20 protein-coding genes and 1 pseudogene are annotated in these 23,831 nt (G+C 59.4%); 8 read left to right on the top strand and 13 right to left on the bottom strand.

Annotated features, from left to right (window positions below; all coding sequences use genetic code 11):
* Positions 1-445: 445 nt before the first annotated feature.
* Positions 446-3,331: an amylo-alpha-1,6-glucosidase gene (locus DHV10_RS08065; protein ID WP_109485853.1), complete on the top strand. Its 2,886-nt coding sequence runs from the start codon at positions 446-448 to the stop codon at positions 3,329-3,331.
* A gap of 117 nt (positions 3,332-3,448) precedes the next feature.
* Here the strand turns inward: DHV10_RS08065 and DHV10_RS08060 are convergent, their stop codons facing one another.
* Entirely contained in the window at positions 3,449-3,697 is a 249-nt protein-coding gene (locus DHV10_RS08060) for a hypothetical protein (RefSeq protein ID WP_109485852.1), read from the bottom strand.
* A 296-nt stretch (positions 3,698-3,993) separates the two neighbouring features.
* Here DHV10_RS08060 and DHV10_RS08055 point away from each other — a divergent pair, with 296 nt between their 5' ends.
* Together DHV10_RS08055 and DHV10_RS08050 are read left to right on the top strand one after the other, a co-directional pair.
* Entirely contained in the window at positions 3,994-4,287 is a 294-nt protein-coding gene (locus DHV10_RS08055; protein WP_109486498.1) for a hypothetical protein, read from the top strand.
* Positions 4,287-4,973 (top strand): nucleotidyl transferase AbiEii/AbiGii toxin family protein, encoded by a 687-nt coding sequence (locus DHV10_RS08050; RefSeq protein WP_109485851.1) that lies wholly within the window; start codon positions 4,287-4,289, stop codon positions 4,971-4,973. Before DHV10_RS08055 ends, DHV10_RS08050 begins: the two co-directional genes overlap by 1 nt.
* A 64-nt stretch (positions 4,974-5,037) precedes the next feature.
* Here DHV10_RS08050 and DHV10_RS08045 read toward each other — a convergent pair whose 3' ends face one another.
* The 9 genes and pseudogenes from DHV10_RS08045 to pgi form a co-directional block, all read right to left on the bottom strand.
* Complete coding sequence (locus DHV10_RS08045) at positions 5,038-5,637, bottom strand: class I SAM-dependent methyltransferase (RefSeq protein ID WP_109485850.1); 600 nt, start codon at positions 5,635-5,637, stop codon at positions 5,038-5,040.
* A gap of 332 nt (positions 5,638-5,969) precedes the next feature.
* Positions 5,970-6,350 (bottom strand): annotated as a pseudogene (locus DHV10_RS08040) (deiodinase-like protein); the annotation flags it as partial.
* Between the two features lie 12 nt (positions 6,351-6,362).
* Positions 6,363-6,695 (bottom strand): thioredoxin domain-containing protein, encoded by a 333-nt coding sequence (locus DHV10_RS08035; protein ID WP_239461381.1) that lies wholly within the window; start codon positions 6,693-6,695, stop codon positions 6,363-6,365.
* 8 nt (positions 6,696-6,703) lie between these two features.
* Positions 6,704-6,970, bottom strand: coding sequence for a carboxymuconolactone decarboxylase family protein (locus DHV10_RS08030; RefSeq protein WP_109485848.1), 267 nt, complete (start codon positions 6,968-6,970; stop codon positions 6,704-6,706).
* A 51-nt stretch (positions 6,971-7,021) separates the two neighbouring features.
* The gene (locus DHV10_RS08025; RefSeq protein ID WP_162601318.1) at positions 7,022-7,294 is read right to left on the bottom strand and encodes a carboxymuconolactone decarboxylase family protein; all 273 of its coding nucleotides are present in this window, start codon (positions 7,292-7,294) and stop codon (positions 7,022-7,024) included.
* A gap of 60 nt (positions 7,295-7,354) precedes the next feature.
* On the bottom strand, positions 7,355-9,247 hold the full coding sequence (selB, locus tag DHV10_RS08020) for a selenocysteine-specific translation elongation factor (RefSeq protein ID WP_109485846.1): 1,893 nt from the start codon (positions 9,245-9,247) through the stop codon (positions 7,355-7,357).
* Positions 9,248-9,257: 10 nt separating this feature from the next.
* Complete coding sequence (selA, locus tag DHV10_RS08015) at positions 9,258-10,691, bottom strand: L-seryl-tRNA(Sec) selenium transferase (RefSeq protein ID WP_162601317.1); 1,434 nt, start codon at positions 10,689-10,691, stop codon at positions 9,258-9,260.
* A gap of 23 nt (positions 10,692-10,714) precedes the next feature.
* The gene (gene selD / locus DHV10_RS08010; RefSeq protein ID WP_109485844.1) at positions 10,715-11,776 is read right to left on the bottom strand and encodes a selenide, water dikinase SelD; all 1,062 of its coding nucleotides are present in this window, start codon (positions 11,774-11,776) and stop codon (positions 10,715-10,717) included.
* Between the two features lie 66 nt (positions 11,777-11,842).
* On the bottom strand, positions 11,843-13,504 hold the full coding sequence (pgi, locus tag DHV10_RS08005; protein WP_109485843.1) for a glucose-6-phosphate isomerase: 1,662 nt from the start codon (positions 13,502-13,504) through the stop codon (positions 11,843-11,845).
* A gap of 287 nt (positions 13,505-13,791) precedes the next feature.
* On the opposite strand from pgi, the gene DHV10_RS08000 reads away from it, so the two are divergent.
* Positions 13,792-15,522 carry an ABC transporter ATP-binding protein gene (locus DHV10_RS08000; RefSeq protein WP_109485842.1) on the top strand — a complete coding sequence of 577 codons (1,731 nt, stop codon included), beginning with the start codon at positions 13,792-13,794 and terminating at the stop codon, positions 15,520-15,522.
* Between the two features lie 24 nt (positions 15,523-15,546).
* Here DHV10_RS08000 and DHV10_RS07995 read toward each other — a convergent pair whose 3' ends face one another.
* Complete coding sequence (locus tag DHV10_RS07995; protein WP_109485841.1) at positions 15,547-16,716, bottom strand: baeRF10 domain-containing protein; 1,170 nt, start codon at positions 16,714-16,716, stop codon at positions 15,547-15,549.
* Between the two features lie 440 nt (positions 16,717-17,156).
* Here DHV10_RS07995 and DHV10_RS07985 point away from each other — a divergent pair, with 440 nt between their 5' ends.
* A complete protein-coding gene (locus tag DHV10_RS07985; RefSeq protein WP_109485839.1) occupies positions 17,157-17,507 on the top strand; it encodes a helix-hairpin-helix domain-containing protein in 351 nt (116 codons plus the stop codon).
* A 38-nt stretch (positions 17,508-17,545) separates the two neighbouring features.
* Here DHV10_RS07985 and DHV10_RS07980 read toward each other — a convergent pair whose 3' ends face one another.
* On the bottom strand, positions 17,546-18,310 hold the full coding sequence (locus DHV10_RS07980; RefSeq protein WP_239461379.1) for a lysophospholipid acyltransferase family protein: 765 nt from the start codon (positions 18,308-18,310) through the stop codon (positions 17,546-17,548).
* A gap of 10 nt (positions 18,311-18,320) precedes the next feature.
* Entirely contained in the window at positions 18,321-19,706 is a 1,386-nt protein-coding gene (locus DHV10_RS07975) for a bifunctional folylpolyglutamate synthase/dihydrofolate synthase (protein WP_109485838.1), read from the bottom strand.
* 798 nt (positions 19,707-20,504) lie between these two features.
* On the opposite strand from DHV10_RS07975, the gene dnaN reads away from it, so the two are divergent.
* The 3 genes from dnaN (at position 20,505) to DHV10_RS07960 (ending at position 23,812) form a co-directional block, all read left to right on the top strand.
* Entirely contained in the window at positions 20,505-21,677 is a 1,173-nt protein-coding gene (dnaN, locus tag DHV10_RS07970) for a DNA polymerase III subunit beta (protein ID WP_239461377.1), read from the top strand.
* Between the two features lie 1,342 nt (positions 21,678-23,019).
* Positions 23,020-23,247 (top strand): hypothetical protein, encoded by a 228-nt coding sequence (locus tag DHV10_RS07965; protein WP_109485837.1) that lies wholly within the window; start codon positions 23,020-23,022, stop codon positions 23,245-23,247.
* A 352-nt stretch (positions 23,248-23,599) separates the two neighbouring features.
* Entirely contained in the window at positions 23,600-23,812 is a 213-nt protein-coding gene (locus DHV10_RS07960; protein ID WP_162601316.1) for a hypothetical protein, read from the top strand.
* The last annotated feature ends 19 nt before the right edge of the window (positions 23,813-23,831 follow it).

The raw sequence follows: 23,831 nt of genomic DNA, 5'->3' as shown, positions 1-23,831 counted from the left end.
TATTCAACTGTGTGATCTGAGGTGCGCTGCTAAACAGAAAACCGGGCGGATTGGCCAAAACGCCATCCACTCGGAAACGGCCCGAAACTCGTGCTAACCGGCCTTGAAACCTAAAACAGTAAGAAAGAGGGAAGAAATGGTGTGACTGACCACTCAGAATGCAATTTTCCTGCCAAATGTGAATAGCTGTTTATCCCATAACAACTCACGCAAGATCAGACGGTTAAGTCCCCTAAGGAGCCTCGAAATCATCCCACATCCTCCGTATTTCAGCATTACCATACCGAAAACGGTATAACCGCATAGTTTTCTTCAATATCCCGAATAGTCCCCAGATTCCTTTCCGTTTCCCTCCCCAGCCAAACCTGTATATTCTGTTGAGCTTGGATCAACCGGGGCCCCGACAATCCACTACAAGCCCTGCCGACCCAAAGAGGACGCGCCCATGAAGCTCCTTGCCTTCGCTCTTTCCCTTGCCATCCCCGCCATCGCGCAATCCCCGGGAGCCCCCGTCTTCACCCCCCTCCCCCCCATCCCCTTCGACACGTCCCTCCCCGTCCTCCGCGCCCACGCCGAAACCGAAAAGCCCTTCACCGTCGCTGGCGAACGTGCCGTCGTCCTGGGTCAGCAGAACGGCGTCTTCGAAGCCTGGCCGCTCCCCGTCAAGCTCCTCTCCCACATGACCATCGAAGCCGAAATCGAGGGCTACACCGTCCCCATCGACGTCAACCAGCAGGCCGCCGAAATCGAAGTCCGGCCCGACCGCACCATCATCACCTACAGCCACATCGGCTTCACCGTCCGCCAGATCATGTTCTCGCCAGCATCGGGTGCCTCATCCACTCCGGGTGCCCCATCCTTCTCGTCGGCGGCAGCCGGCGAAAGGGTGGGAAGCAAGGCAGCCTCCATCGCCGACCAACCCGGCGTCGGCCCCATCGTCCTCTACGAATTCGACTGCGTCCATCCCACCGACTTCACCTTCCGCTTCACCCCCGAACTCCGCTGGATGTGGCCCGAACGCAACGAAGGCGTCCCCGGCATGGAATGGATCGCCGGCCCCGCCGCCGCGCCCAACGCCAAAGAACCCGGCCCTTCCGGCGCCATCTCCGGCGTACCCCTTCCCAATCACGGCTACTACATCCTCCACGCCGACTACCCCGACCTCGCCGGAGCCGTCACCATCCCCGGCGCGCAGCCCGGCATCCTCGCTCCCTACCAGGAACGCCCGCAGGTCCACCCCGTCGAGCTCCGCCTTCACATCGATCCCGCTCGCGACCGCGGCCGTCTCTTCCCGCTCCTCATGGCCGTCGGCATGAACAAGGAGTCCGCCACCAACGCCGCCCTCGGCGCAACACTCCAGCGCCTCAACGAAAGCATTCCCGATCTCTACAAACAGCAGTTCGAAAGCTATAAGAAACTCCTCGCCAACTCCGTCTCCATCGAAACCCCCGACAAGACCCTCAACGAAGCCTTCCAGTGGGCCGTCATCTCCATCGAACAACTCAAAACCAAATCCCTCTCCAAACAAGCTCTGGGTGGAGGAGACAACAAAACTATGGGTGCACCCGAGCCTGCCCTGAGCTCGCCGAAGGGTCCCTCGCACTTGGCGACCGGGGATGATGAGTCGAAAAGCTCGATGATCGGGGACGAAACCGCCCTCGTCGCCGGCTACTACGCCTCCGCCGACTCCGCCCGTCCCGGCTTCGGCTGGTTCTTCGGCCGCGACGCCCTCTACACCCTCTTCGCCGTCAACGGCTACGGCAACTTCGCCCTCTCCCGCTCCGAGCTCGAGTTCCTCATCCACCGTCAACGCGACGACGGCAAAATCATGCACGAGTGGTCACAGACCGCGGCCTTCATCGACTGGCGTCAGTTCCCCTACATGTACGCGGCCGCCGATGCCACGCCGCTCTTCATCCTCGCCATGGCCGACTACGTCCGCTCCAGCGGCGACGTGGGCTTCCTCACCTCCCACCGCGACTCCCTCGAGAAAGCCTGGGCCTTCGAAACCGATCCCGCCCACGACACAGATCACGATCGCATCTATGACAATTCCCAGGGCACTGGCTGGGTTGAAAGCTGGCCCGGCGGCATGCCGCATCAGGAGATTTACCTCGCATTGCTCGACCAGCAGGCATCTTCAGCCATGGGCTACCTGGAGACTCTGCTTCCCGGAACAGGTCCGAAGGAAGCAGTGAAAGCACGACGTCGAGCTGAGGACCTCGCCAATATCATCAATAGCGAATACTACGACCCGCAAAAACACTGCTACGCCTTCAGCCGCAACCCCGACGGCTCCCTCGATCGAACCACTACCGTCTACCCCGCTCTCGCCTGGTGGTCAAACTCATGGGTCAACGACCGCGGTCAGATCTTCAACGAGCAGGGAAGTCAATCAAGCGCCCCCTCGCAGACATCGAGAACAACGATCCTCGAGCACCCCGACGGATGCCTCCAGCAGCTCGCCGCCCACACCCTCAACACCGACTGGGGCCTCCGCGACGTCTCCAACGACGAAAAGATCTACGACGGCATGAGCTACCATCAGGGGTCCGTCTGGCCGCTCTTCACCGGCTGGGCCGCCCTCGCCGAATACCGTGGCAACCAGCCCCTCGCCGGATATCAACTACTGATGGAGAACGCGAACCTCACCAAGACTCAAGACCTCGGCGCCGTCACCGAACTCCTCTCCGGCGACTACTTCGTCCCCTTCGGCCGCAGCACCAGCCACCAGCTCTGGTCCTCTGCCATGGTCATCACCCCAACGTTGCGCGGCCTCTTCGGCCTCGACATCGACGCCCAAACCAAAACCATCACCGTCAACCCGCATCTCCCCGCGAATTGGGAGAAGGCCGCCTTACGAAATCTCCCCATCGGATCCGATCGCGTTGACCTGTTCTTCGCTCACGGTGCAAACGGGACGCAAACCGTCCAGCTCGAGTCGAGCAATCCGCAAATCAAATTAGCCGCCTCTACTCCCGATGTAGGACAGACACGGGACGGACTTGAAATTCAGCGAGCTCCAATTCAGATCGTCCCGATCAACAACCCTCCGCTTCCTGGCAGCCGAACCGAATCAGCGCGGATCCTAAACGAAACATACGGCACTCACAAGCTCGCGCTCACAATCGAAGGCCCCGCCAAATCTGATCTCGTGCTCGGATACTTCCTCGTAAACCCAAATCTGAAGCTGAACGTGACGGGTGCCGAACTGAATCCAGACCGACGTTACGCCTCATATCCGGGAGCACCCGCTCTACTTCCGTCAATGACCGTCCACTTCCCCCCCGGCGAAGGCTGGAAGGGCATCACCGTCATTCTCGCCTGGTGAACACACCCGCTAACTTGCTAACTCGCTAACTCCGCTTCGCTCGCGAAGCGGAGCTAACTTGCTGCTTCTGTTCCAAAAACGCCTCTTCGAATTCCGAAGATCCCCCTCTGGGGAAATTCAATGCGGAACCCACGAGACGCTTCCTCGCAGGACGCAGCTCGCGTAACCGACAAAACTGGTCGCAACCCACCCGCACGTGCCGTAGGCGCGAAGTTCGTTAGCCCCACGCTTCAGCGTGGGGTGCGCAGCGCAGAGAAAGCAGAGTCCCGTAGGGACGATGTCCGGCACCGACCACGCCTTCACGCATGGCCAACCCACGACACCGTCGTCCGCATCTCCCCCCGGCGAATGCTGGAAGACCATCATCGTCACCCTCACCTGGTGAAGGCAATCCGCGAATAACAACGAAGTGGGTGCCCCGTCCTAGCTCTGCTAGGGCGGGAACTGAATAGACCTGTACCACATCCAGCCATTCCAGTCCCGGAGGGAGCAGCGGCCTTCAGGCCACTGAGCCAACCTCCTCAGAGACAATCCGGGCTTCAGCCCCGGTCTCCCCGCCGGTAAGACTGTGAGACCCTCACAGGAACAACTGCGCCAACACAGCGCTAAACCGAATAAGATCGTCAGGTGAGTGCATGACGGTTGCCAAAGAGGTTCCACCAATGCCCCTGGACGCTGAACTGCTCCAAAGGTTCGCAAGCAAGTACGTCTGGTGGAAGAAGCCGGAAGAAGCCGCCGCACATCCCGAGCGCGTTGTCGCCCAGGTCATGAACATCGGCGATTACGACGATGTGCAATCTCTCGTCCACCATGCCGGCTTGCCTTATTTGCGCGAGATCCTGGTGCACGCCGAGGCAGGCCAGTTCGATGCGCGTTCATGGACCTACTGGCATTACCGTCTCGACCTCAGTAACCCAGGTCAGGTGCCGCCAATGCCTGAGCGGAGATTGGCCTGATGCCCGAACTCTCGCCTAGACTCGACATTCTGCCATCAGCACAACGGCTCCTCTGGTCTGATCTCAGGCCAGTCTCAAGTCTCGGTTTCGCCCTGTACGGAGGAACCGCCGTCGCCCTCCGATTCGGTCATCGCTCCTCAGTCGATTTTGACTTTTTTTCTGAAGCTTCTCTCGACCGAACACGTTTGCTTGAATCGCTTCCGTTCCTCAGCAGGGCCCGAGTGCTTCAAGACCGCTCAGACACCCTCACCTTTCTCGTTGCACCGAATCTAGAGTCGAGTGAAACAGTAAAATTGTCGTTCTTCGGTTCGATAACATTTGGTCGCCTGGGGACGCCTCAGTGGACCACGGATGGCATCGTTCAAATCGCCTCCCCCGAGGATCTGCTCAGCACAAAACTCAAGGTCGTTCTGCAACGAATCGAGGCCAAAGACTATCTGGATATCGCTGCAATCCTCGACAGCGGCATATCTCTTGAGATTGGCCTTGGAGGCGCGTCTTCCCTGTTCGGACCGGCGTTTCAGCCAAGCGAATGTCTGAAGGCTCTTGTCTATTTCGAGGGCGGCGACCTCGAAACGCTCCCGGTGCACGTGAGACATCAGCTAATCGCTTCCGTGAAGAGCGTTGACGACATTCCCCAAATCCCCGTGATCGACCGCCGCCTGACTTCGACACCAGGTTCCTGATCGATACCCTCAATTTCGGCGACTCGAATCCCACGGGCCAGGAACCGTTCCGTTCCCAGGTTTTTCATTTCACCGCTCTTCGACGCGCCTCGAAATAATGATTCTCCCCCGCATCCTCGTACTCATCCAAAACCACCACGCCCGCATCCCCAAGCAATTCCCGATACCGCTCCCCGCCCAGAGAAACCGACTCGAGCCCCGTCATCGCGTCGCGCCACACGCACGCCCTCGCCGGAGCTGTAAACAGAACCGAACCCCCCGGCTCCAGAATCTCCGCAAACCTGCCAATCAGCCGCTCCTGCTCCTCCACCGTGAGCAGAAACATCAGCCCGATCGACAACACCCCATCGAACTTCCGCCCGAACAGCGCCGACTCCAGCACCGGCGCACACAGCACCGGCGTTTCCGGCAGGTTCTCTCGAAACGCCGCAACCATCGATGGCGCCGCATCCACACCAAACGCCTCCAACCCCTCCTCCACCAGCACCACCGTCAATGGAAAGCCAGACCCGCACCCAACATCGATCACACTTCCGCCGCGACGCAGCTTCCGCGCCCACCGCCTCACCTCTTCCACGCCGATCCCGTCAGCCCGCTTGGCCCCATCCCCGCGGTACCTCAGAAACTCTCGCGCGATCCCCTCATAGCCATTCGATTGGTCCATCCGTTGATCCTAGGCGATCCCCAGAGCCAGTTGCGCCCGCGTCCCAATTCGGGAACCGAACAGCAATTCCCCTCTCCGGCTTTGCAGGGAATTAATGCCAAAAGGAGCACAATCAAGCTGTGAGTGGAAATCTGCACCCGCGAACGAACTACACAGAGCAAAACCAGCCAAATGGAGGCGAGCTAACCCGAGTACCGAGATACACTTACGGCTAAGTCTATTCATGAGATACACTTGGCGGCGCCCACTCTCCGCAACCCGAATAAAACAAGGAACTTGTTCGCGGGGTGTATGGGAGGGGGAGAGGGTATCCTTCAGCCCCTGCCGAGCGCTTAGCTCGTCGGCAGCTTCTTCATCGCCGCTGCCAGATCGTCCGGATGGAACCCGAACGGTCCCGGCGTGCTCTTATACAGAACTCGCCCGCCCTGCCCGATCAGGTACAGCCGATCCGGCCAGCCCGTATACGCAAGCTCCACCTGGTTGTTGATTCCATCCACCAGCGCCGGAAAGTGAATGCCCAGCTTGCGCACGCACGCGTTCGCCACGCCGAACCGCTCCGCCTCGTTCGTCGGACTTCGGAAGAGCACGTTGTCCTTCACGTTCGACTGCATCTGCCACACATCCGTCGGGTGCGCCTCGAGGATGTACACGGCATAGAAATCAACCTTGCCCTTGTACTGCTCGGCCAGTTTGTTCAAGGCGGGAACCTCCCGCCGAAATGGCGGTCAGGTATAGCTCCCGAACACCAGCACTACCGGCCGCTCCGCCCACAGCGAACCGAGATTCACCGGCGTCGTCTCGTTCAGCCGCTTTACCTCGAGACCCGGGGCCGTATCCCCAACCTGCAGGTTGCCCTTCCGCGCCCGGTTCCACAGCGTCTCGAAAGGAATGACGAAATACGCCGGCATCGGCATCCGCGCCATTACACGCCCGAACACCTCCGGCGGCTGCCGCATCGCCCACGCGACATAACTGATGAAGCAGACCCACAACACAAAGCACACGCCCGCGACCGGAGCCACCCAACGCTTCCATCTGCCCTTCGCCTGAGTAGCCAAGTCCGCTCTCACTTCGTCATCTGGTTCATCGCCAGATAGTTCTGAGGCTCAATGCCAAATGCATCCGCAACACGATTGAAAAACGCAAACATCGCCGTAATGTACACGGCCTCCGCAATCTGCGGCTCCTTCCAGCCCAGATCCCGCAGCTTTTGCACATCCTCGTGGGTCGTGCGATACGCCGCTTCCGTCACCTTGCCCACGTACTCGAGCAACGCACGCTCCGCCACGCTCAATCCCGCGCCCGCCAGATCTCCCTGCGCCAGCGCCTGCACCGTCTGTTCTTCTGCTCCCTGAACACGCAGGAAGTAAGCATGTGAGTCCAGTCAATATGGACAGCGATTCAGATACGAAACCCAGCTCGCGATCGCTTCCTTCGTCCGCCGCGTCAGATGCCCCTCGGAGAAATGAACCGTGTTGCCGAACTGCATCACATCACGCAAAAAATCCGGCCGGTGGCTGAAGCACTTCAGAATGCCCGGCATCTCCTGGCGTCCCGAATTCGCGCGCCACTCGTCGTAGACCTTCGCGACATCGCCCGTCGCGTCCACGTCTTCAATCAGTTTTATCTTCGAGTTGTCCTGTCGCATGGTAGGCAAACGATTTCGGATGAATATATCACGCACGAATTCACGCCCGGAATCAACCGAAAGATTGACTCACAGTACCACGCGCACATCGCCCTGCTTCCGCGTAATCCGCTCCCGATCCAGCAGCTCCAGCAGCGGAATCGCATGCTTCCGCGTCAGCCCCGTCATCGTCTTGAACGCTGCCACATCCATCGTCTTCCCGCGCATCGCGCCCAGCTTCGTCGTCAGTTCCCGCAGCGCCTCTGCATGAACAAACACATCATCGCTCCCCATCCGCACCAGGGTCTTCTCGCGGATCAGCAGCGTAATCAGCCGCCGCAACTCCGCCTCGCCAATCCGCAACTGATCGCCAATTTCCTTCACACTCGGTGCAGCAATCCCAGCCTTCCGGTAAGCCGCAGCCACCGCATGCAGCTTCTGCGCCTCCTTCGCGGAGACTGCCGGAGCCGCACCAGCAATCGTCACAACCTCGCCGTTCGACTGGGCCTTGCCTTGATCGAGGACGCGTGCCAACACAGCATCGAAAACCTCAACGCTCAGCCCCGACTGGTTCTGCAATACCGACCGCTTCAACCCGGATCCCGCACTCTTCAGCCGGCTCATCACAGCATCGCTCGCGATGGAGAACGCAGCCGCAGAGATCATCGACCCGTTCACCAAGATCACCAACTCGCCCGCGGCCACCAGAGCTTCAGCCATCTCGCGAACAGCGTCGGATCTAAGGCCTATCTCGCGCGCGAGCTCTTCGATCCCAATCGCCTCGGCTCCTCGTCTCTGCAACCGCAGCGTGAGTTGTCGCGCCGTCGCTGCTTGCGCAACCTGTTCAAGCCACTTCTGCGTCTCCGCCCTCTTCGCGCTCCGCAGCGGCCGCGCATCCAGCACGCGCCCGCCGCCCACAGTTCCTGCAGGCAAAGGCTGCCGAAGAACGAATCGATCGCCGGGTACAAGCACAACCGGCTCCGACAGCTTCAGCCGCGCCAGCCGTTTCGTACCCGGTTTCACCGGCTCGGCGCTGTACAAGGAAACACTCGCCATCACTTCAGAGGTAAACGCATGCAGGTGAACCCGCGCACGATTGCGCAGAGCCGGCGCATCCTCGAGCAGCGTGATCTCCGCATCGATAACTTCCGTAGCCGCCAGCTCTCCAGCAGCAACAAGCACCTGCCCGCGCGAAACATCCGCGACATCTACGCCCGACAGGTTCACTGCCGTACGCGAGCCCGCCTCCGCAACATCCTCGGCAGCACCATGTGTCTGCAGCCCGCGCACACGAACAGCGCGAGCACCAGGCTCAAGCACCAGACTCTGCCCGACACGAATTTCACCGCTCAGCAGCGTTCCCGTCACCACCGTTCCGAAACCCTTCTTCACAAACACGCGATCAATCGGCAACCGCATCGGCCTCGAACTCTCTGCCGCCTTCGCCCGCGCCGCCACCCTGGCCAGCTCAGCCCGGACCTCCGCAATGCCCAATCCGCTCTTCGCACTGGCCGCGACAATCGGCTTTTCCGCTCCACTCAGAAAGGTGCCTTTCAGAAACTCAGCAACCTCGCTTCGCACCTGCAGCAGCCGGTCTTCGCTCACCAGATCAGCCTTGCTGATCACGGTGAAACCGTCCGTCATCCCCAGCAATTCGCAGATCGCCAGATGCTCGCGCGTCTGCGGCATCACTCCCTCATCCGCTGCAATCACCAGCATCACGGCCGGCACGCACCCCGCCCCCGCGAGCATGTTCCGGATAAACAGTGCATGTCCCGGAACATCGACAAAGCTGATCCGCGGCGACGATCCATCCTGCCCCATCGCATCCAGCGACGCAAACCCAAGATCGATCGTGATCCCGCGCCGCTTCTCCTCCGGCAATCGGTCCGTATCGACACCCGTCAGCGCGCGCACCAGCGCCGTCTTGCCGTGATCGATATGCCCGGCAGTTCCAATCACAATGGATTTCAAGCTTTTCATCGCAGACGAACTACAGCCGCTCCAGCACGCGTGCGACCGCCTCGTCCATCTCCACAGGAACAGTGCGCAGATCAACCAGCACCGCTTCTTCTGCAATGCGCGCAATCACCGGCGGATCAGAACAGCGCAGCTTCTTCTGCAGATCACCGGCCCCCAACTCTGCATGCCGCACAGACACTGCGTAGCTCTTCAGCCGCGCGCTGGGCGCCGTGCCTCCGCCAATCATGCTCTCTACCGGAACAACAACCGCAATCAGATTCGCCGAATGAATTGACTCCACAATCGCGCAGCATCGCTTCTCAATCTCGTCCGCCGGCGCACTCAGAATCTTCATCAACGGAAGCGATTCGCCTCCGCCCACGACGTACTCGAACAGCGTCGCTTCCAGTGCCGCATACGTCAGCTTGTCCACCCGGAACGCGCGTAGCAATGGATTCTTCCTGATCCGTGCAATTAGGTCCGCTCTCCCAACCAGCAGCCCGCATTGCGGACCGCCCAGCAGCTTGTCTCCACTGGCCGCAACCAGATCCACTCCCGCCGCGATCGACTCCGGCAACGTCGGCTCCCCTGCAACTCCAAGCTCATCGAGCCGCTCAATCAGCCCCGTACCCTGATCTTCGAACAACGGCACGCCCATTGTCTTCGCAAGCTCAACCAGCTCCGCCAGTGATGGCCGCTCCGCGAATCCCTCAATACTGAAGTTCGACTGATGCACCCGCAGCAACAGCGCAGTCTGCTCCGTCACAGCCAACTCATAGTCAGCCGCGCGCGTCCGATTCGTCGTCCCCACCTCCCGAAGAATGGCCCCTGACTTCTCCAGAATCTCCGGAATCCGAAACCCGCCGCCGATCTCCACCAGCTCTCCGCGCGAAACCACCACCTCGCGCCTCTCCGCCAGTGTGTTCAGCGCGAGAAATGTCGCCGCTGCGCAATTGTTGACGACCGTAACGCTCCACCGCCCAATTTCTTCCTCGGCTATGCCAAGCACCCGCAGCACCAGCCGTTCCGCATGAACATCTCGCTTGCTGCGCTCACCCGACTCGAGATCCAACTCCAGGTTGCAATAATCCCGCGCAACCTCCACCACGTGCGCCAGTGCTGCTTCGCTCAGCGGCGCGCGACCCAGATTCGTATGCAACACCACACCCGTCGCGTTGATCACCGGCTTGAGCGAATACTCCGGCCCGCGCCGAATCAGCTCACGCACATGCTGTGCAATTGATCCGATCGCAGGCTGCAGGCCCTCGCTCGCAATCTCGCCGGACGCAATTTGCCGGCGAACGCCCTGCAGCTGTTCTCGAATCGCCACGACCACGCGGTCGTGCCCGTACGCATCGACATCCCCGCGCAGCTCTGGCGCGCGCAGCAGCTCGTTTACTGAGGGAAGCCTGCTGTACATCAGCTCCCGCGCCTGCTCCGTCCGCTCCATCGGGTCTACTGCCATCTTTCCCTCGTGCTTTGAAGCAGTCACTTCAGAACAATGGCCGCGTTTCCGCCTTCGCTCGTCGACACCACTCGTCCAATGCGAACCGCTCCTACTCCCGCCGCTCTCATCGACTCCACCAGCTCATCCGCCTGCTCCGCTGCCACCGAAATCAACAGACCACCTGACGTCTGCGGATCGTACATCAACATCCGCACCTCGTCAGAAAAAGCAGCGCCCTCCACATCCGACACCATGCACTCGGCAAACTCGCGATTTGAAAGCAGTCCACCCGGCACCGCCCCCGCTCTCACGGCATCCAGCGCGCCTTCAATGAGCGGCACACTTGCGGTCTCGATCTCCAGCGTCACGCCGCTCCCCACCGCCATCTCGCGTCCATGCCCCATTAATCCGAATCCTGTGATATCCGTCATCGCGTGCACGCCGCCAAATCTTCCAGCAACCTCAGCAGCCGCCCGATTTAGCGTGGTCATCGACTTCACCGCCGCATCCACCCACGCCTGCTCCGCCTTGCCCTGCTTCAGCGCCGTCGTAATCACGCCCGTCCCGATCGCCTTCGTCAGAATCAGCTCATCCCCAGGCACCGCGCGCGCATTCGTCTTCACCTGCGCCGGATCGATAGTGCCCGTCACCGCATAGCCGAACTTCATCTCGTCATCGCGAACCGAATGCCCGCCCACCACCGTGCATCCAGCCTCGGTCATCTGCGCCAATCCGCCGCGCATGATCTCCTCAAGAGTCCCAAGATCGCCGCTCTGCGGAAAGCACACCAGAGCCAGCGCGCTCACCGGCCGCCCGCCCATCGCATACACATCGCTCAACGCGTTGGTCGCTGCAATCTGCCCAAACGTGAACGGATCATCGACAAGCGGCGTGAAAAAATCTACCGTCTGCACCAGCGCAAGATTCGGTGCGATCTGATAAATCCCCGCATCGTCCGACGTCTCAAACCCCACCAGCAGATTCTTGTCATCTTGTACGGGAAGGTTCGACAGCACCGCCCTCAGTGATCCTGGCGGAAGTTTGCTCGCGCACCCCCCCGCCTTCACCTGTTGTGTCAGCCGAACCACCTGCTCAGTCGCCAAAATTCCCCTTCGCTGCGTCGAGCTAACACCGCAGACTAGCTAAGATCTTGTTCGAGCAGCGCAATTCTACTTCTTCTGCCGATACAGCCGGATCAGATGATTGGTTGAGCTGTCATGGTGCAGTTCCGGCTCGGCCGCGTTCTCCAGCTCCGGAATGATCTTCTGCGCCAGCGCCTTGCCCAGTTCCACACCCCACTGGTCGAATGAGTTGATCTGCCAGATCACTCCCTGCGTGAACACGCAGTGCTCATACAGCGCCACCAGCTTGCCCAGCACCACCGGCGTCAGCTTCTCCGCCAGAATCACATTTGATGGCCGATTACCTTCAAACACACGGTGCGGCACTAGCCAGTCCGCCGTCCCTTCAGCCTTCACCTGCTCCGCCGTCTTGCCAAACGCCAGCGCCTCCGCCTGCGCAAACACATTAGCGATCAGCATGTCGTGATGCCGTCCCAGCGGATTCAGCGACTTATCAAACGCAATGAAGTCGCACGGGATCAGCCGCGTCCCTTGGTGAATGAGCTGATAAAACGAGTGCTGCCCATTGGTACCCGGCTCGCCCCAGTAAATCGGGCTCGTGTTGTATCGAACCTCCGCGCCCTTCAGCGTCACGTGCTTGCCATTGCTCTCCATCGTGAGCTGCTGCAGATACGCCGGAAACCGCTTCAGGTATTGCTCGTACGGCAAAATCGCAATCGTTTGCGCATCGAAGAAATCCGTATACCAGATAGACAGCAAAGCCAGCAGCACCGGCAGGTTCTTCTCGTAGGGCGCTGTGCGGAAGTGCTCGTCCATCTCATGGAATCCGCCCAGCATCGCCCGGTAGTTCTCCGGCCCGATCGCCAGCATTGTCGACAGTCCGATCGCCGAATCCATCGAGTAGCGCCCGCCAACCCAGTCCCAGAAGCCAAACATATTCGCCGTGTCGATCCCGAACTTCGTAACTTCCGCTGCGTTCGTCGAAACCGCCACAAAGTGCTTCGCGATTGCCGACTCGTGTCCGCCCAGCTTCTCCAGCAGCCACGTCCTCGCCGTATGCGCATTTGTCATCGTCTCCAGCGTCGTAAACGTCTTCGACGAAACGATGAACAGCGTCTCCTCGGCGTCCAGGTCCTGCACCGCCTCCGCGAAGTCCGTACTGTCCACATTCGAAACGAACCGGAACGTCAAATCGCGCTTGCTGTAGTGCTTCAGCGCCTCGTATGCCATCACTGGTCCCAGGTCCGATCCGCCGATCCCGATGTTCACCACGTTTTTGATCGGCTTGTCCGTGAAGCCCTTCCACTCTCCGCTGCGCACCCGATCGCAAAACGCCGCCATCCGATCGAGCACCTCATGCACCTTCGGCACCACGTCTTCGCCATCAACGACGATCGACTGGCCCTTCGGCGCACGAAGCGCTACATGCAGCACCGCCCGCTTCTCCGTAATGTTGATCTTCTCGCCGCTGAACATCGCTTCGGTATGCTCGCGCAGCTTCGACTCCTCCGCCAGCGCCAGCAGAATCCGCAGCGTCTCGTCCTTGACGCGGTTCTTCGAGTAATCCAGAAACAGCCCGGCGCCCTCGGCCGTCAGGCGCTCGCCCCTTTGCGGATCGTCCGCAAACAGGTCTCGCAGGTGCACGCCGGCCATCTCCTTAGCGTGTGACTTCAGCTGCTTCCACGCCGCAAGGCTGGCGAGCGGCTTCACTTTAATTTGCTTCGGACGACTCTTAGCGACGGATGCCATGGATGATTCTCCTCTTGGAAGGGGTTCTGATGGCTTGCCCTGATCTGATTCGCAAGATTGCAAATGGGATGCGAAAACCTGGAATGGCCCAAGTCCCATTATCCTCGTCGCCCCGCACACCTGTTCCACAGCCGTTCACGCTGCTGAAACACACCCATCCTTTTCCTTTCCCCGTACGTTCGTAACGACCTCCGTGACGAACGACCTACCTTTCCCGCCCGACTCCCCGTAATGTGGAGTTAACTTTCCAAAACTTCCCTTCACGTACTGAGATCAAGGGCGGAGCTATGCTTAAAGAACTCCAGAGGCTGTTGTCTCCCTTTCGCCGCGGATTCGCGGGTTACATCCTACTTACATTAGTTAGACAGGCCCTGGTCGTCGGTGGCGGCTACGGTCTCGTCCTCCTCATCCGCAACTTCCAGCAAAACCCCGCGCGCTCCGTCCTCATCGCCTTCGCCGTCCTCGTCTCTTACAAGCTTCTCATCGCCGCGCTCGACCAGGGCATGGGTTGGGGATTCGCACGTCACGTCAGCTATCCCATGTTCCGCAAGCTCAGCGTCGACGTCTTCTCCAAGCTCCTCAGTCTCGACCAGGGCTGGCATCAGTCCGGCAGCAGCGGAGCCCGCCGCGGCGAAATCACCAATGGCCTCAGCAAATTCGCGCAAACCAGCGAAAGCCTCGCCCGCGAAGTCTGCCCTCTTCTCGCCACCGCATTCCTCAGCCTCTTCCTGCTGCGTTCCTACGTCGGCGCCACATTCTGGCTCGCCGTTCTGCCCGCCGCCTGCGCGATCTTCTTCTGGCTCTCCTATGAAGAGAACCGCCGCTGCACGGAACACCGCGAAGCCCGCTACTCCCGTTACGCTTCTGACTACTCGCTGAGCATCGAATGCATGGAGATGCACGCCGACGTGGTCCGCTACAACCAACAGGACCGCATGGAGCAGGACTACCGCCTCATCCACCAGGACATCGAAAGCAAGGGCCTCGCCGAAGCCAGAATCCAAAGCTGGTTCGGATTCGGCAAAAGCTCAGTCGTCCTCGGCCTCCAGGCTTACCTGCTCTGCACCTGGGTGGGAATGCTCGGCACGCACCGGCTCGACGGTGCCATGCTCGTCTACCTCTACATGCTTTCCGAACAGCTATGCGGATCGCTCTGGGGCTACGCCAGCATCTGGGGCCGCATCAGCGAAGCCTGGGAACCCATCAAGCAATTCCTTCGCATCAGCTCAGCCAGCTCATCTCTCACTGAACACCAGACACACCTCGCCGTTCCCATTCCAGCCCAGGTCGCCTTGGAATTCCGCGACGTCGAATTCGGCTACCGGCAAGGTGAGCCGGTACTCAACCGCCTCAACCTGCGAATCGAAGCGGGCCAGAAGGTCGGTTTCATCGGCCGCACCGGCTGTGGCAAATCCACGCTCCTCAAGCTCGTTGATCGTCTCTACGACGCGCAAAAGGGCTCTGTATTCGTCGGCGGACACGACGTGCGCAACTGGCCCCTGCGCCAGCTCCAGCGCGTCTGCACCTGTATGTCGCAGAACGGTGGCGTCTTCTTCTCGCAAGCCACCCTGCTCGACACCATCCGCTTCGCTCGCCCTTCCGCATCGTTCTCCGAAGTCATTCGTGCCGCTAAACTCGCCTGTATCCACGACGAGATCATGAGCCTGCAGGACGGCTACCAAACCCGCGCCGGCGAGCACGGAAAAAATCTCTCCGGCGGCCAGCGCCAGCGTGTCGCCATCGCCCAAGCTCTCCTCAGCCTGGACGACCCCGAAAAGAAAATCGTCCTCCTCGACGAGTGCACCAGCAACCTCGACGAAGAGACAGAAGCCGCCATCTACGCCAACATCTGGCCACTTCTCCAAGGCAAAACCGTCGTGGCCGTCACCCACCGCCTGTCTGCCATCGAACACCTCGTCGACGAAGTTGTTGCCATGAGCGAAGGCTCTGTCGCGTTCCGCCTCAACAGCGCAGAGATCAAAGCTACTTCGGTCGACAGCTACGCCATCGCAATCTAGCCATCCGAGGCCAACGTCCCACGCTTAGCTCGCCAGCGCCTGCGCCGTGTTGTGTTCCGCCTTGAACCGGAGCCATGCCCCGATCTCATCCGGAGGCGGCAGCTTTGCATGGCGCAGCATCCGCACCTCGATATTGTTCCCAAGCGCGTGCCTTACCAGTGCTTCTTCGGGCCGCGCGAACCATCGCATCTCAGACGCGCATAGTTCGCATCTCTCCAGCTTCCCGCGCTCCAGATGCCCGCAATTCGCGCAGCTCGATACTCCTTCGTTCTCGGGCATCTTTGCGCTCCAGGCCAGCGTTCTCACCTCGCCTTTCTCGATCGCATCGAGCACTCCCTCAACTCCACTCACCCCAAGCCGCTCTGAAAGAGCGCCTCCCACGATCCTTTGAACCAGTTCCTGCTCCTCACGCCTGTCTGACTCGTCCACAATGGGCTGTGCTCGCTCAACGATCTCTTCATGCGTTGCCAATCCTGGATCGATGTGAAATCGGCCGGCCAGCACCCGCTGCAACTCCGGATGGAGTTCCGCCTCAATCTCAGGCCACATCTCGTCTCGGCAGCCCACAATCAGCCTGTCAAAATCCCCATGCTCGCGAAAATGCAACAAGCGATTCGCAACGATCGTAAAGTGCTCGCGCGCCTGCTCCTCCTTCTTCCTTTCCAGATGTACTGATTTGCGCGCCCCTGTCGTCCTGATCTTCTCCCGATCTTCCTCCTCCAGAGCCTCGCTCTGTTCGGTGAGCTGGCGCGCTTCTAGAAGCAGCAGTCTGGCAGTGTTTCGGTCTGCTAACACGATGCTGTACCGCTTCCTGCTCTCCTCTTGCGCAATCAACGGCGCAATCGCGAAGCTTTGCGCGCAATCCAGCCTCGAGCCAAAGTCGCCAGCCAGGTCGTACTCACGCCAGACACCCAGCCGTCTGCAGGCAAGGATCACCTTCGCAAAATTGTGATTTCCTTGCATCCCCGCCACGGTCGCTTCAATCCGCGAGACATCCTCGTCATCTGCCTGCCCGCTGCGCAACGTTCTGAGCTGCGCCTGGATCATCTCCTTCACGCGGACCGGCTCCTCTCGATGCGCCAACTCACTCGCCTTGGCCGGCCCGAAATACAGCGACAGAGCGTCGTTCTCCGGTGACCAGAAAGTCGCCAGCTCCCTCAACTCCTCATTTTCGAAATGATGAATGCCCGCCAAAATGTCTCCTGTGTTTGACTAGGTTGATCTTTGTTCTGGACGCGGAAACAGAAGGAGCTACGGCTGCTTCCGCTTGCCGGGAAGCTTGCTCTCCCGCATATCAATGACCGGTTTTGTATGAGGCTGCGTCTGATCATCATGCAGGTGAGCAGCATGCGAGCGCTCGTGCGTCCGCCTCGGCTTCTCCTCCGGCATCATCGCGGGCGGTACTGAATCCGAGGGCGCCTCCTCGGCTCCGCCTTCATTTTTAAGATCTTCACTCGCTTGGTTCGAATCGCTACTCACATCTCACCCCGTTCTCATTTGACATAAATGCTCTGGTGCCGAATTTCATCCACGCTCGGATGCATCGACCCGCACCTGGGTTATTTCTTGCTTGTGCCTAGACTGATGTCCAACACCTCAGGGCCCTCTCCGCCCCGCCTCGCATCAAATTACAGATGAAGAATTTCGCGCTCATTGCCCTGGCTGCTTTCTCGCTTGCAGGATGTAACGCTCACGACCGCAGCCCCGACGCAATCCGGGAACAGACGGCTCACGCCACGTCAACCGCCGTCCGCGATGCCAAGGCCGTCACTCAGGGAGTAGTGCAGGGAATCCGCCAGCAACGCACCGTAAACATCAACAAGGCTTCCATCAAGGACCTGAGTGCGCTCGATGGCATCGACGACGAGACCGCCGGCCGCATCATCGATAACCGTCCCTATGGCGACTCCTACGAGCTCGTCAAGAAGCACATCATTTCAAAGACTGAGTACAACCGGATCGCAGGCAAGATCGAAGCACGCTAGAATATGAACTGCAACCTTATCGTTGCGCGAAGGTGTTGTCAGCGTACCGCGAGCGATGCCTCTTCGCGCAGCTGCTCGATCGCGTGCCGAAGCCGCGCATTGAGCTCGCCTGTTTGGCGGATCGTGAGGCCCACCGTCGAAATCGGCTCTCCCACGCTCATCTTAATCTCTCCCGGATAGAAGTGCCGCGTGTGGATCGGAAGCAGATCGTACACGCCGCTCAGCGCGATCGGAACCAGAGGCACCTGGGCGCGGATGGCCAAAAACGCCGCACCCGCAAGGAACGGCTGCATGGTGCCGTCGGGCGTACGTGATCCCTCCGGAAAAACAAAGAGCGGCATCCCCGAACGGAGCGCCCTCACGCCTGCTCCTAGACTGGAAACCGTCGCGTTCGGGCTGACAGTGTCTACCGGAATCTGGCCCGAGCGATTTAGGTGCCAGCCGATAAAGGGCATCGTCCACAATTCCTTCTTCGCCAGAATGCGGAACTGAAACGGCAGAGTCGAAAAGATCACTGGCGTATCCATATACGACGTGTGGTTCGCCGCGTACACGGCAACGCTCTGCTTCAGCAGGTTCTCGGCGCCGCGGACCGTCAGACGCGCACCCGAGATCCTGACGCAACCGCGCGCCCACGTCTGCGCGATCCTGTGTTGAAGACTCCCGCTCTTATCCCACATAGAAGCGAACAGAGAGCAGCTGCCGCATAAGCCTGTGTACAGAAAAAACAGCGGAGCCTGCAGCACGTTCGTGCGCCAGCGGTGCAATCGGGGTAGCGGATCGGGAGGTCGTCGTCGAGTCACGGAGTCTGGCCTATGCGCTTACCGACTGTGCCTGGCGGGCGAGCAGCCTGGTCCGCACATCCCCAACCAGATACACAGACCCGGAGACCACGATCGGCGTGCCCGGCCGCTCTCTTGTCTGTTCAATCGCCAAGTCGATTGCCTGGCCCACGGATGCCGCGGCTGAAGCATTTGTGCCGGTGGAGGCTGCAGCCGCCATCAGATCGCGCATCGGAGTCGCACGCGAACTGTAGATCGGCGCAAAGATCACGCGTTCAAAGATCGGAAAGAGAATCTGCGCCATCTCCGCCACCGGCTTGTCCCGCAGACAGCTGAAGACCAGCGTTCCCAGCTGCTGGTTGGGTAACATCTTCCGAAGGCCTGCCCGCAACGCCCAGGCACCCGCTGGATTGTGGGCGACGTCTAGGATCCACTCCAGCGTTGCAGCACCTTCCGCAGCCGGCGTGGTCACCCGCTCCAGACGCCCCGGCCATCGGGTATTCCGGATCCCATCCGCAATGGATTTCGCCGTGATCGGAAACCCGTGGCTGATAGCCAGCTCGACCGCGGCTGCAATGGCCAAGGCAACATTCCGGTGCTGATGCGAGCCGCGCAAAGGGGAATCCACTTCGATCTGCTTACCCAGAACCTCCAGGTTGTAAGCGCTCTGGACTGGCTCAAGCTCTGCACGCCCCGGCGCCTCACCTGCCGGCAGGAACGGAACCGCGCTGACCCCGAGCACCGAAAGCGACGTCGCCACCTCGCCGATCACCTGGTTCGCCTCGGGGTGCTGCGGCAGCGTCACCAGCGTTCCGCCGTGGCGCATGATCCCGGCCTTTTCGCGCGCAATGTCGCTGATCGTGGGTCCCAGCCACTCCATATGATCCAGCGATATATCGGTGATGATCGAAATCAGCGGATCCACGATGTTCGTTGCATCCAGGCGGCCGCCCATCCCCACCTCGAGAACCGCGATCTCAATTGCCGGTTCCGCAAAGTGCAGAAAAGCCATCGCAGTCAGCACCTCAAAGAAGCTGGGAGCTTGCGCAAGCTTGCCTTCATCCACCAGCCGCTGGGCGGTAGACCGAACCCGAAAGAACGTGCTTGCGAAATCCTCGTCTGCAATCTCAACTCCGTCGATCCGGATCCGCTCATTGGGCCGGCTGAGATGTGGCGACGTGTAGAGCCCGGTGCGTAGACCCGAGGACGTTAGTATCGACCACAGCGTCGACGCCGTCGATCCCTTACCGTTCGTTCCGGCAATCAGCACTGACGGGAAAGTCCGATGCGGATTGCCCAGTGCCGCCAGCAGCGTACCGATCTCATCCAGCGAGAACTTACGGCGCGGCTGGCCCGTTTGCGTGGCCAGTTCCGGCGCCATGGCGGCAAGATGATCGATAGCGGACTGGTAAGACATACCAGCCTTCAGTATAGAAGCCGCACGAAAACTCTATCTTCCAGATGAACTTGCTAGGCACCACGGGTGATACGGACAACATGCCGGGCTTCGCAACGATCTTCTCCAGTGCCACACGTGCCCGATTTGGGCCCAGCTTTCCGCAACGGAACTCGTGCTTGTGGAGGTTGTGGAAGAGGCGTCAACTGTGGATGACAAGACGCGGAGAACAGCAGTATTGATGCGGTCCAGGACGTATCTTGCACAGAACGCATGCCGTATCCACAGCGTCTTCGATCCCGCTTGTGAAAGCGGTGGGAAAACCGGTCCGCAGAACTCGTCTGCCGGGCCCTTTTTCCATTTGCCCTGAATCCCACAGGCGCGTTTTAGAAATCAGAGCCCTCGCGAATACCCTGACAGCCAAAGACATAATCTATGTTTCCACTTTTCCGCAGAGAACTACGGGGACTACTGGTTTTGTTATTTATTGAATCTCTAAAAACCCCACCTAACCGTATCGCCGATAGGGGAATCGGGTGAGTGAAATTTCTTGCCTCGCTGGCACCCGCGGTGAGCACTCACCAGGTTCGATCTCTAGAGCGAATGGTTGGGACCTGCGATCCAGAGAAGATACCCGGTTTTCCACGCGCCAACAGTTCCTGAAGATGCATAAAATCGAATGCAAGAAACAGCAGCCGTTTCGCGGGGATGAGTGCGTGGTGTAGCCTTGGGCCAAGCGGCGCTGCAGCTTGGACGTCAATTGGGGGGCCAGGTCAGCCGATCCGCGGGGGCGACGGCGGGCTGGAGTGGAGCGGAACTATGCCGATCGTGGAAACGGAAGTTGAGAAGCCGGCAGCACAGGGGGCAGCGATGGAGATTACCGTAAGCCGCCAGGAACTGGTGAAGGAACTGACCGCGACCCAGAGCGTCGTGGAACGCAAGACCACGATCCCCATCCTGTCGAACTTCCTCATCGAGGCTGACGGCGATCGCTTGAATATCACCGCGACCGACCTCGACCAGGCCATCCGTACCAGTGCCGCCGTCAAGGTTAAGAAGCCCGGCTCCTGCACAATCCCTGCCCGCAAACTCTACGACTACATCAAGCTGCTCCCCGATGGCGATATCTCGATCAAGCTGCTCGAGAATCACTGGGTGCAGATCCGCAGCGGACGCTCCAACACCAAGATGGTCGGCATGGCGCGCGCGAACTACCCCCAGGTCCCTGAGTTCCCATCCGTAGCATCAACGAGCATCTCGGTTGCTGCGCTGCGCACCCTCATCGCTCGTACCATCTTCGCAATCTCTAACGAAGAGTCTCGCTACACCCTCAACGGCGCATTGCTTGTCTTGAAGGCTGAGTCCATTGCCATGGTCGCAACAGACGGGCACCGGCTTTCGTTCGTCGAGAAACCCGGCGAGACCATGGAAGGCATCAGCGGCGAGAAGCGCGTACTCATTCCGCGCAAGGCGCTCCAGGAACTCCAGGGCCTGCTCGCCAATACGGACGCGGAGAAGGTGGAGTTCGCCGACGACGAGCACACCTTGTTCTTCAAGGTCGGCCATCGCACCCTGAGCACCCGCAGGCTTTCCGGACAATTCCCGAACTACGAGGCAGTCATGCCCCGCGACAACACCAAGTTTGCCGTGGTGCGGTCCAGCGAACTATCCAGCGCCATCCAGCGCGTGGCCCAGTTCGCCGACGAGCGGTCGGGAGCCATCCGCCTGCGCCTCGAATCGAACGAGCTGAAGATCAGTTCGCAGTCGACCGAAAGCGGCGAGTCTGAGGACACCATCGATACGCCATACTCCGGCGACCCGATTATGGTCGGCTTCAACTCGACCTACATCATCGATTTCCTGAAGGCACTCGGGAACGAAGGTGAGGTGCGGCTCGAGTTCAAGGATTCCCAGTCAGCCGGCCAGATCCGCCCCGAGGACCCCGACGCAGAATACCGCTCCCGCTACGTCCTGATGCCCATGCGCATCTGACCCAGCCAGAGCAGCCGCCGCTCGTCGCTGCAAGAACAAGCTTGGTATCGAAAACGCCAAGAAGAATCGGCGTCCACACCAGCCGGTGCCCACAAAAAACGAAGCCGCTGGCTCTCCAGCGGCTCTGTCTAACCTAAGATCTCTCTATTGCTCAAAATCGGGACACGATTGGATTCGAACCAACGACCTCTTCCGTGTCAAGGCTTCAATGAAATGTACTTTCAACAACTTACAAGGCGCCGGAGACTGCCAAACTACGCCGATACACGAGGAAGTTGGAGAAATCGCGGACGGTTCCACAGGTGAGAAAGACAGGGGGGCAGAAGCGATGATCGTGCGGCGACGCCTTGAGCCGGCACTGGCGAACAAACGTCAAACTACTGATCTTGGGTAGACGGTCTTTCATCTGATCGGTCTTAACCCGCGCGGCGAAGAAGCGGTGCTCAAGAAGTGCTCGCGGAATCAGATTAGGGCCGGATGAGTTCTACAATTCTGTTCGCCAATGGAGACCCGAATACTGAAGAATCCTCGCTACTTCACTATCTCGTTTCACTCAGACTTTTCGGCCCAACCCAGGTTTGTCGGAATGGAGCTTTGTGGAATGTTCCGAATTCCAATAACCGCGTGGCCTCGCACCTGTGAGCTTCCTCAGCACGCTCCAAATCTGCTTCCCACGTAGACGTCGCCACTGTTACGTAGCAGTATGGGCAAATCGAATCGGTAGTTCCATCGCGATTCATGCGGTGCGAAAATTTGATACTCCGCCATAGCGAACACCCAGCTTACGCGCGAGTTTACGCCGTGGAAATGGTGTTGTGTGAAGAACTTTTTGTGGCTGTTGCGAGGAGATAAACAGCTAGAAATCAATATTCCGTTGAAAGTTCAGCCCACTGGTATTCAAAGGATCGATGGCCGATACGAACGCGGCAGGCGTTCAGGAAGCTTGCGCATATTGCCGCCTCCGAGCTCAGAGGTCATTTTCCAGCCACCCAGGACCAGCGAAACACGATGGCCACGCGTTGGGAATCTCCAATCACTTCGCGTTTGCGACTTGCAGCAGGAGCCAGCTTCGGCTCGGGTTTGCCATTTGAGCACGGCGACACTCGCGATGAAGCACTGGCATCGCACCCCAACGATCGTTTCGGGTCCGCTGGGCTAGTCGCTTTTAGAGATTGCTGGGGTATTGTCGGCGATTCTTAACCCTAAAGACGACGGATCGAGCTGACGGTGATACTCCCGGTATATGAGGCGTATGGCATGCCTCCTTTTGGCTGGTCATCCGGCAAGGACCTAGGAAAACTCCTAGGTCCACGCCGCATCTCACCGAAGAACTGGAGGTGTTATGCCGGATTTTACAGAAAAGGAAGTGATGTTTATATATAACGGCGATCCAGAATCAGCAGAAATTGATCAGGATCCCAAGGGCGAAGTCCCCATCCCTGAAGATGGGAGCACCGTCCTACGGAAAGGTAAGCAGTGGACAGTCACCCATTCGCAAATGGAAGCAACGGCAATTCCCTCCGCTGTTGTACCGGTACTCAGAATTGATCTATCGGACCGAGAACGGTGAATGGCGGGACTGCTACAACAACCCTGGAATTGGCGCTGACAAGACTATGTAGGTATATGAGGGAATAACGAACTTTGATAGGGTATACAACGACACGGCAGACATTCCCGAGGTAGAAGTGCGTCACAAGTTGTGCTGATCGTTCTCTAAGCTTACGTTTGATCTCGTGTATCACGCAGGGTGCCTTTCAGCAATGAAGCACTTCGCGGTTGCCCCATGCACGTGCCAGACGGGATGCTCCGTTCATTAATCATGTTTTGAAAGTAACTACCTGCTTTACCTGTCGCATCTCACCGTGCGGGCTGAGGTTGTTGAGCTGATGCTGTACATCAACAGAGATGAGATTCTCCAGATGCTGAAATATGTGATCACCGGCGAGGACATCAGCCAAGAAGATGAGAAAAGGCAGTCAGAGCATATGCTTAATTGCGACAGAGTGATGGATGATGACGAGTTCGGCCCGGCGCTCGGCTTCATGCTGAAGTCCAGGGACGGCGCGCCGACCGATGAACACCCTGACCAGGACGATGAGGACGAAGACGAGGATGAGGACGACATGATCTAACCAGTACCTGCTGGGACGT

Source organism: Occallatibacter savannae (assembly GCF_003131205.1).
GTDB classification, from domain to species: Bacteria; Acidobacteriota; Terriglobia; order Terriglobales; family Acidobacteriaceae; genus Telmatobacter; species Telmatobacter savannae.
Note: the sequence above shows the minus strand (reverse complement) of the source record. Positions and strands in the feature narration are given on the sequence as shown.

Coding starts and splice junctions, on each gene's coding strand:
- dnaN (WP_239461377.1), top strand. CDS start 20,505: ATGCCGATCGTGGAAACGGAAGTTGAGAAGCCGGCAGCACAGGGGGCA.
- DHV10_RS08060 (WP_109485852.1), bottom strand. CDS start 3,697: ATGATGGTCTTCCAGCATTCGCCGGGGGGAGATGCGGACGACGGTGTC.
- DHV10_RS08055 (WP_109486498.1), top strand. CDS start 3,994: ATGCCCCTGGACGCTGAACTGCTCCAAAGGTTCGCAAGCAAGTACGTC.
- DHV10_RS07975 (WP_109485838.1), bottom strand. CDS start 19,706: ATGTCTTACCAGTCCGCTATCGATCATCTTGCCGCCATGGCGCCGGAA.
- DHV10_RS08000 (WP_109485842.1), top strand. CDS start 13,792: ATGCTTAAAGAACTCCAGAGGCTGTTGTCTCCCTTTCGCCGCGGATTC.
- selA (WP_162601317.1), bottom strand. CDS start 10,691: ATGGCAGTAGACCCGATGGAGCGGACGGAGCAGGCGCGGGAGCTGATG.
- DHV10_RS07985 (WP_109485839.1), top strand. CDS start 17,157: ATGAAGAATTTCGCGCTCATTGCCCTGGCTGCTTTCTCGCTTGCAGGA.
- DHV10_RS08050 (WP_109485851.1), top strand. CDS start 4,287: ATGCCCGAACTCTCGCCTAGACTCGACATTCTGCCATCAGCACAACGG.
- DHV10_RS07965 (WP_109485837.1), top strand. CDS start 23,020: ATGCCGGATTTTACAGAAAAGGAAGTGATGTTTATATATAACGGCGAT.
- DHV10_RS07960 (WP_162601316.1), top strand. CDS start 23,600: ATGCTGAAATATGTGATCACCGGCGAGGACATCAGCCAAGAAGATGAG.
- DHV10_RS08045 (WP_109485850.1), bottom strand. CDS start 5,637: ATGGACCAATCGAATGGCTATGAGGGGATCGCGCGAGAGTTTCTGAGG.
- pgi (WP_109485843.1), bottom strand. CDS start 13,504: ATGGCATCCGTCGCTAAGAGTCGTCCGAAGCAAATTAAAGTGAAGCCG.
- DHV10_RS08065 (WP_109485853.1), top strand. CDS start 446: ATGAAGCTCCTTGCCTTCGCTCTTTCCCTTGCCATCCCCGCCATCGCG.
- selB (WP_109485846.1), bottom strand. CDS start 9,247: ATGAAAAGCTTGAAATCCATTGTGATTGGAACTGCCGGGCATATCGAT.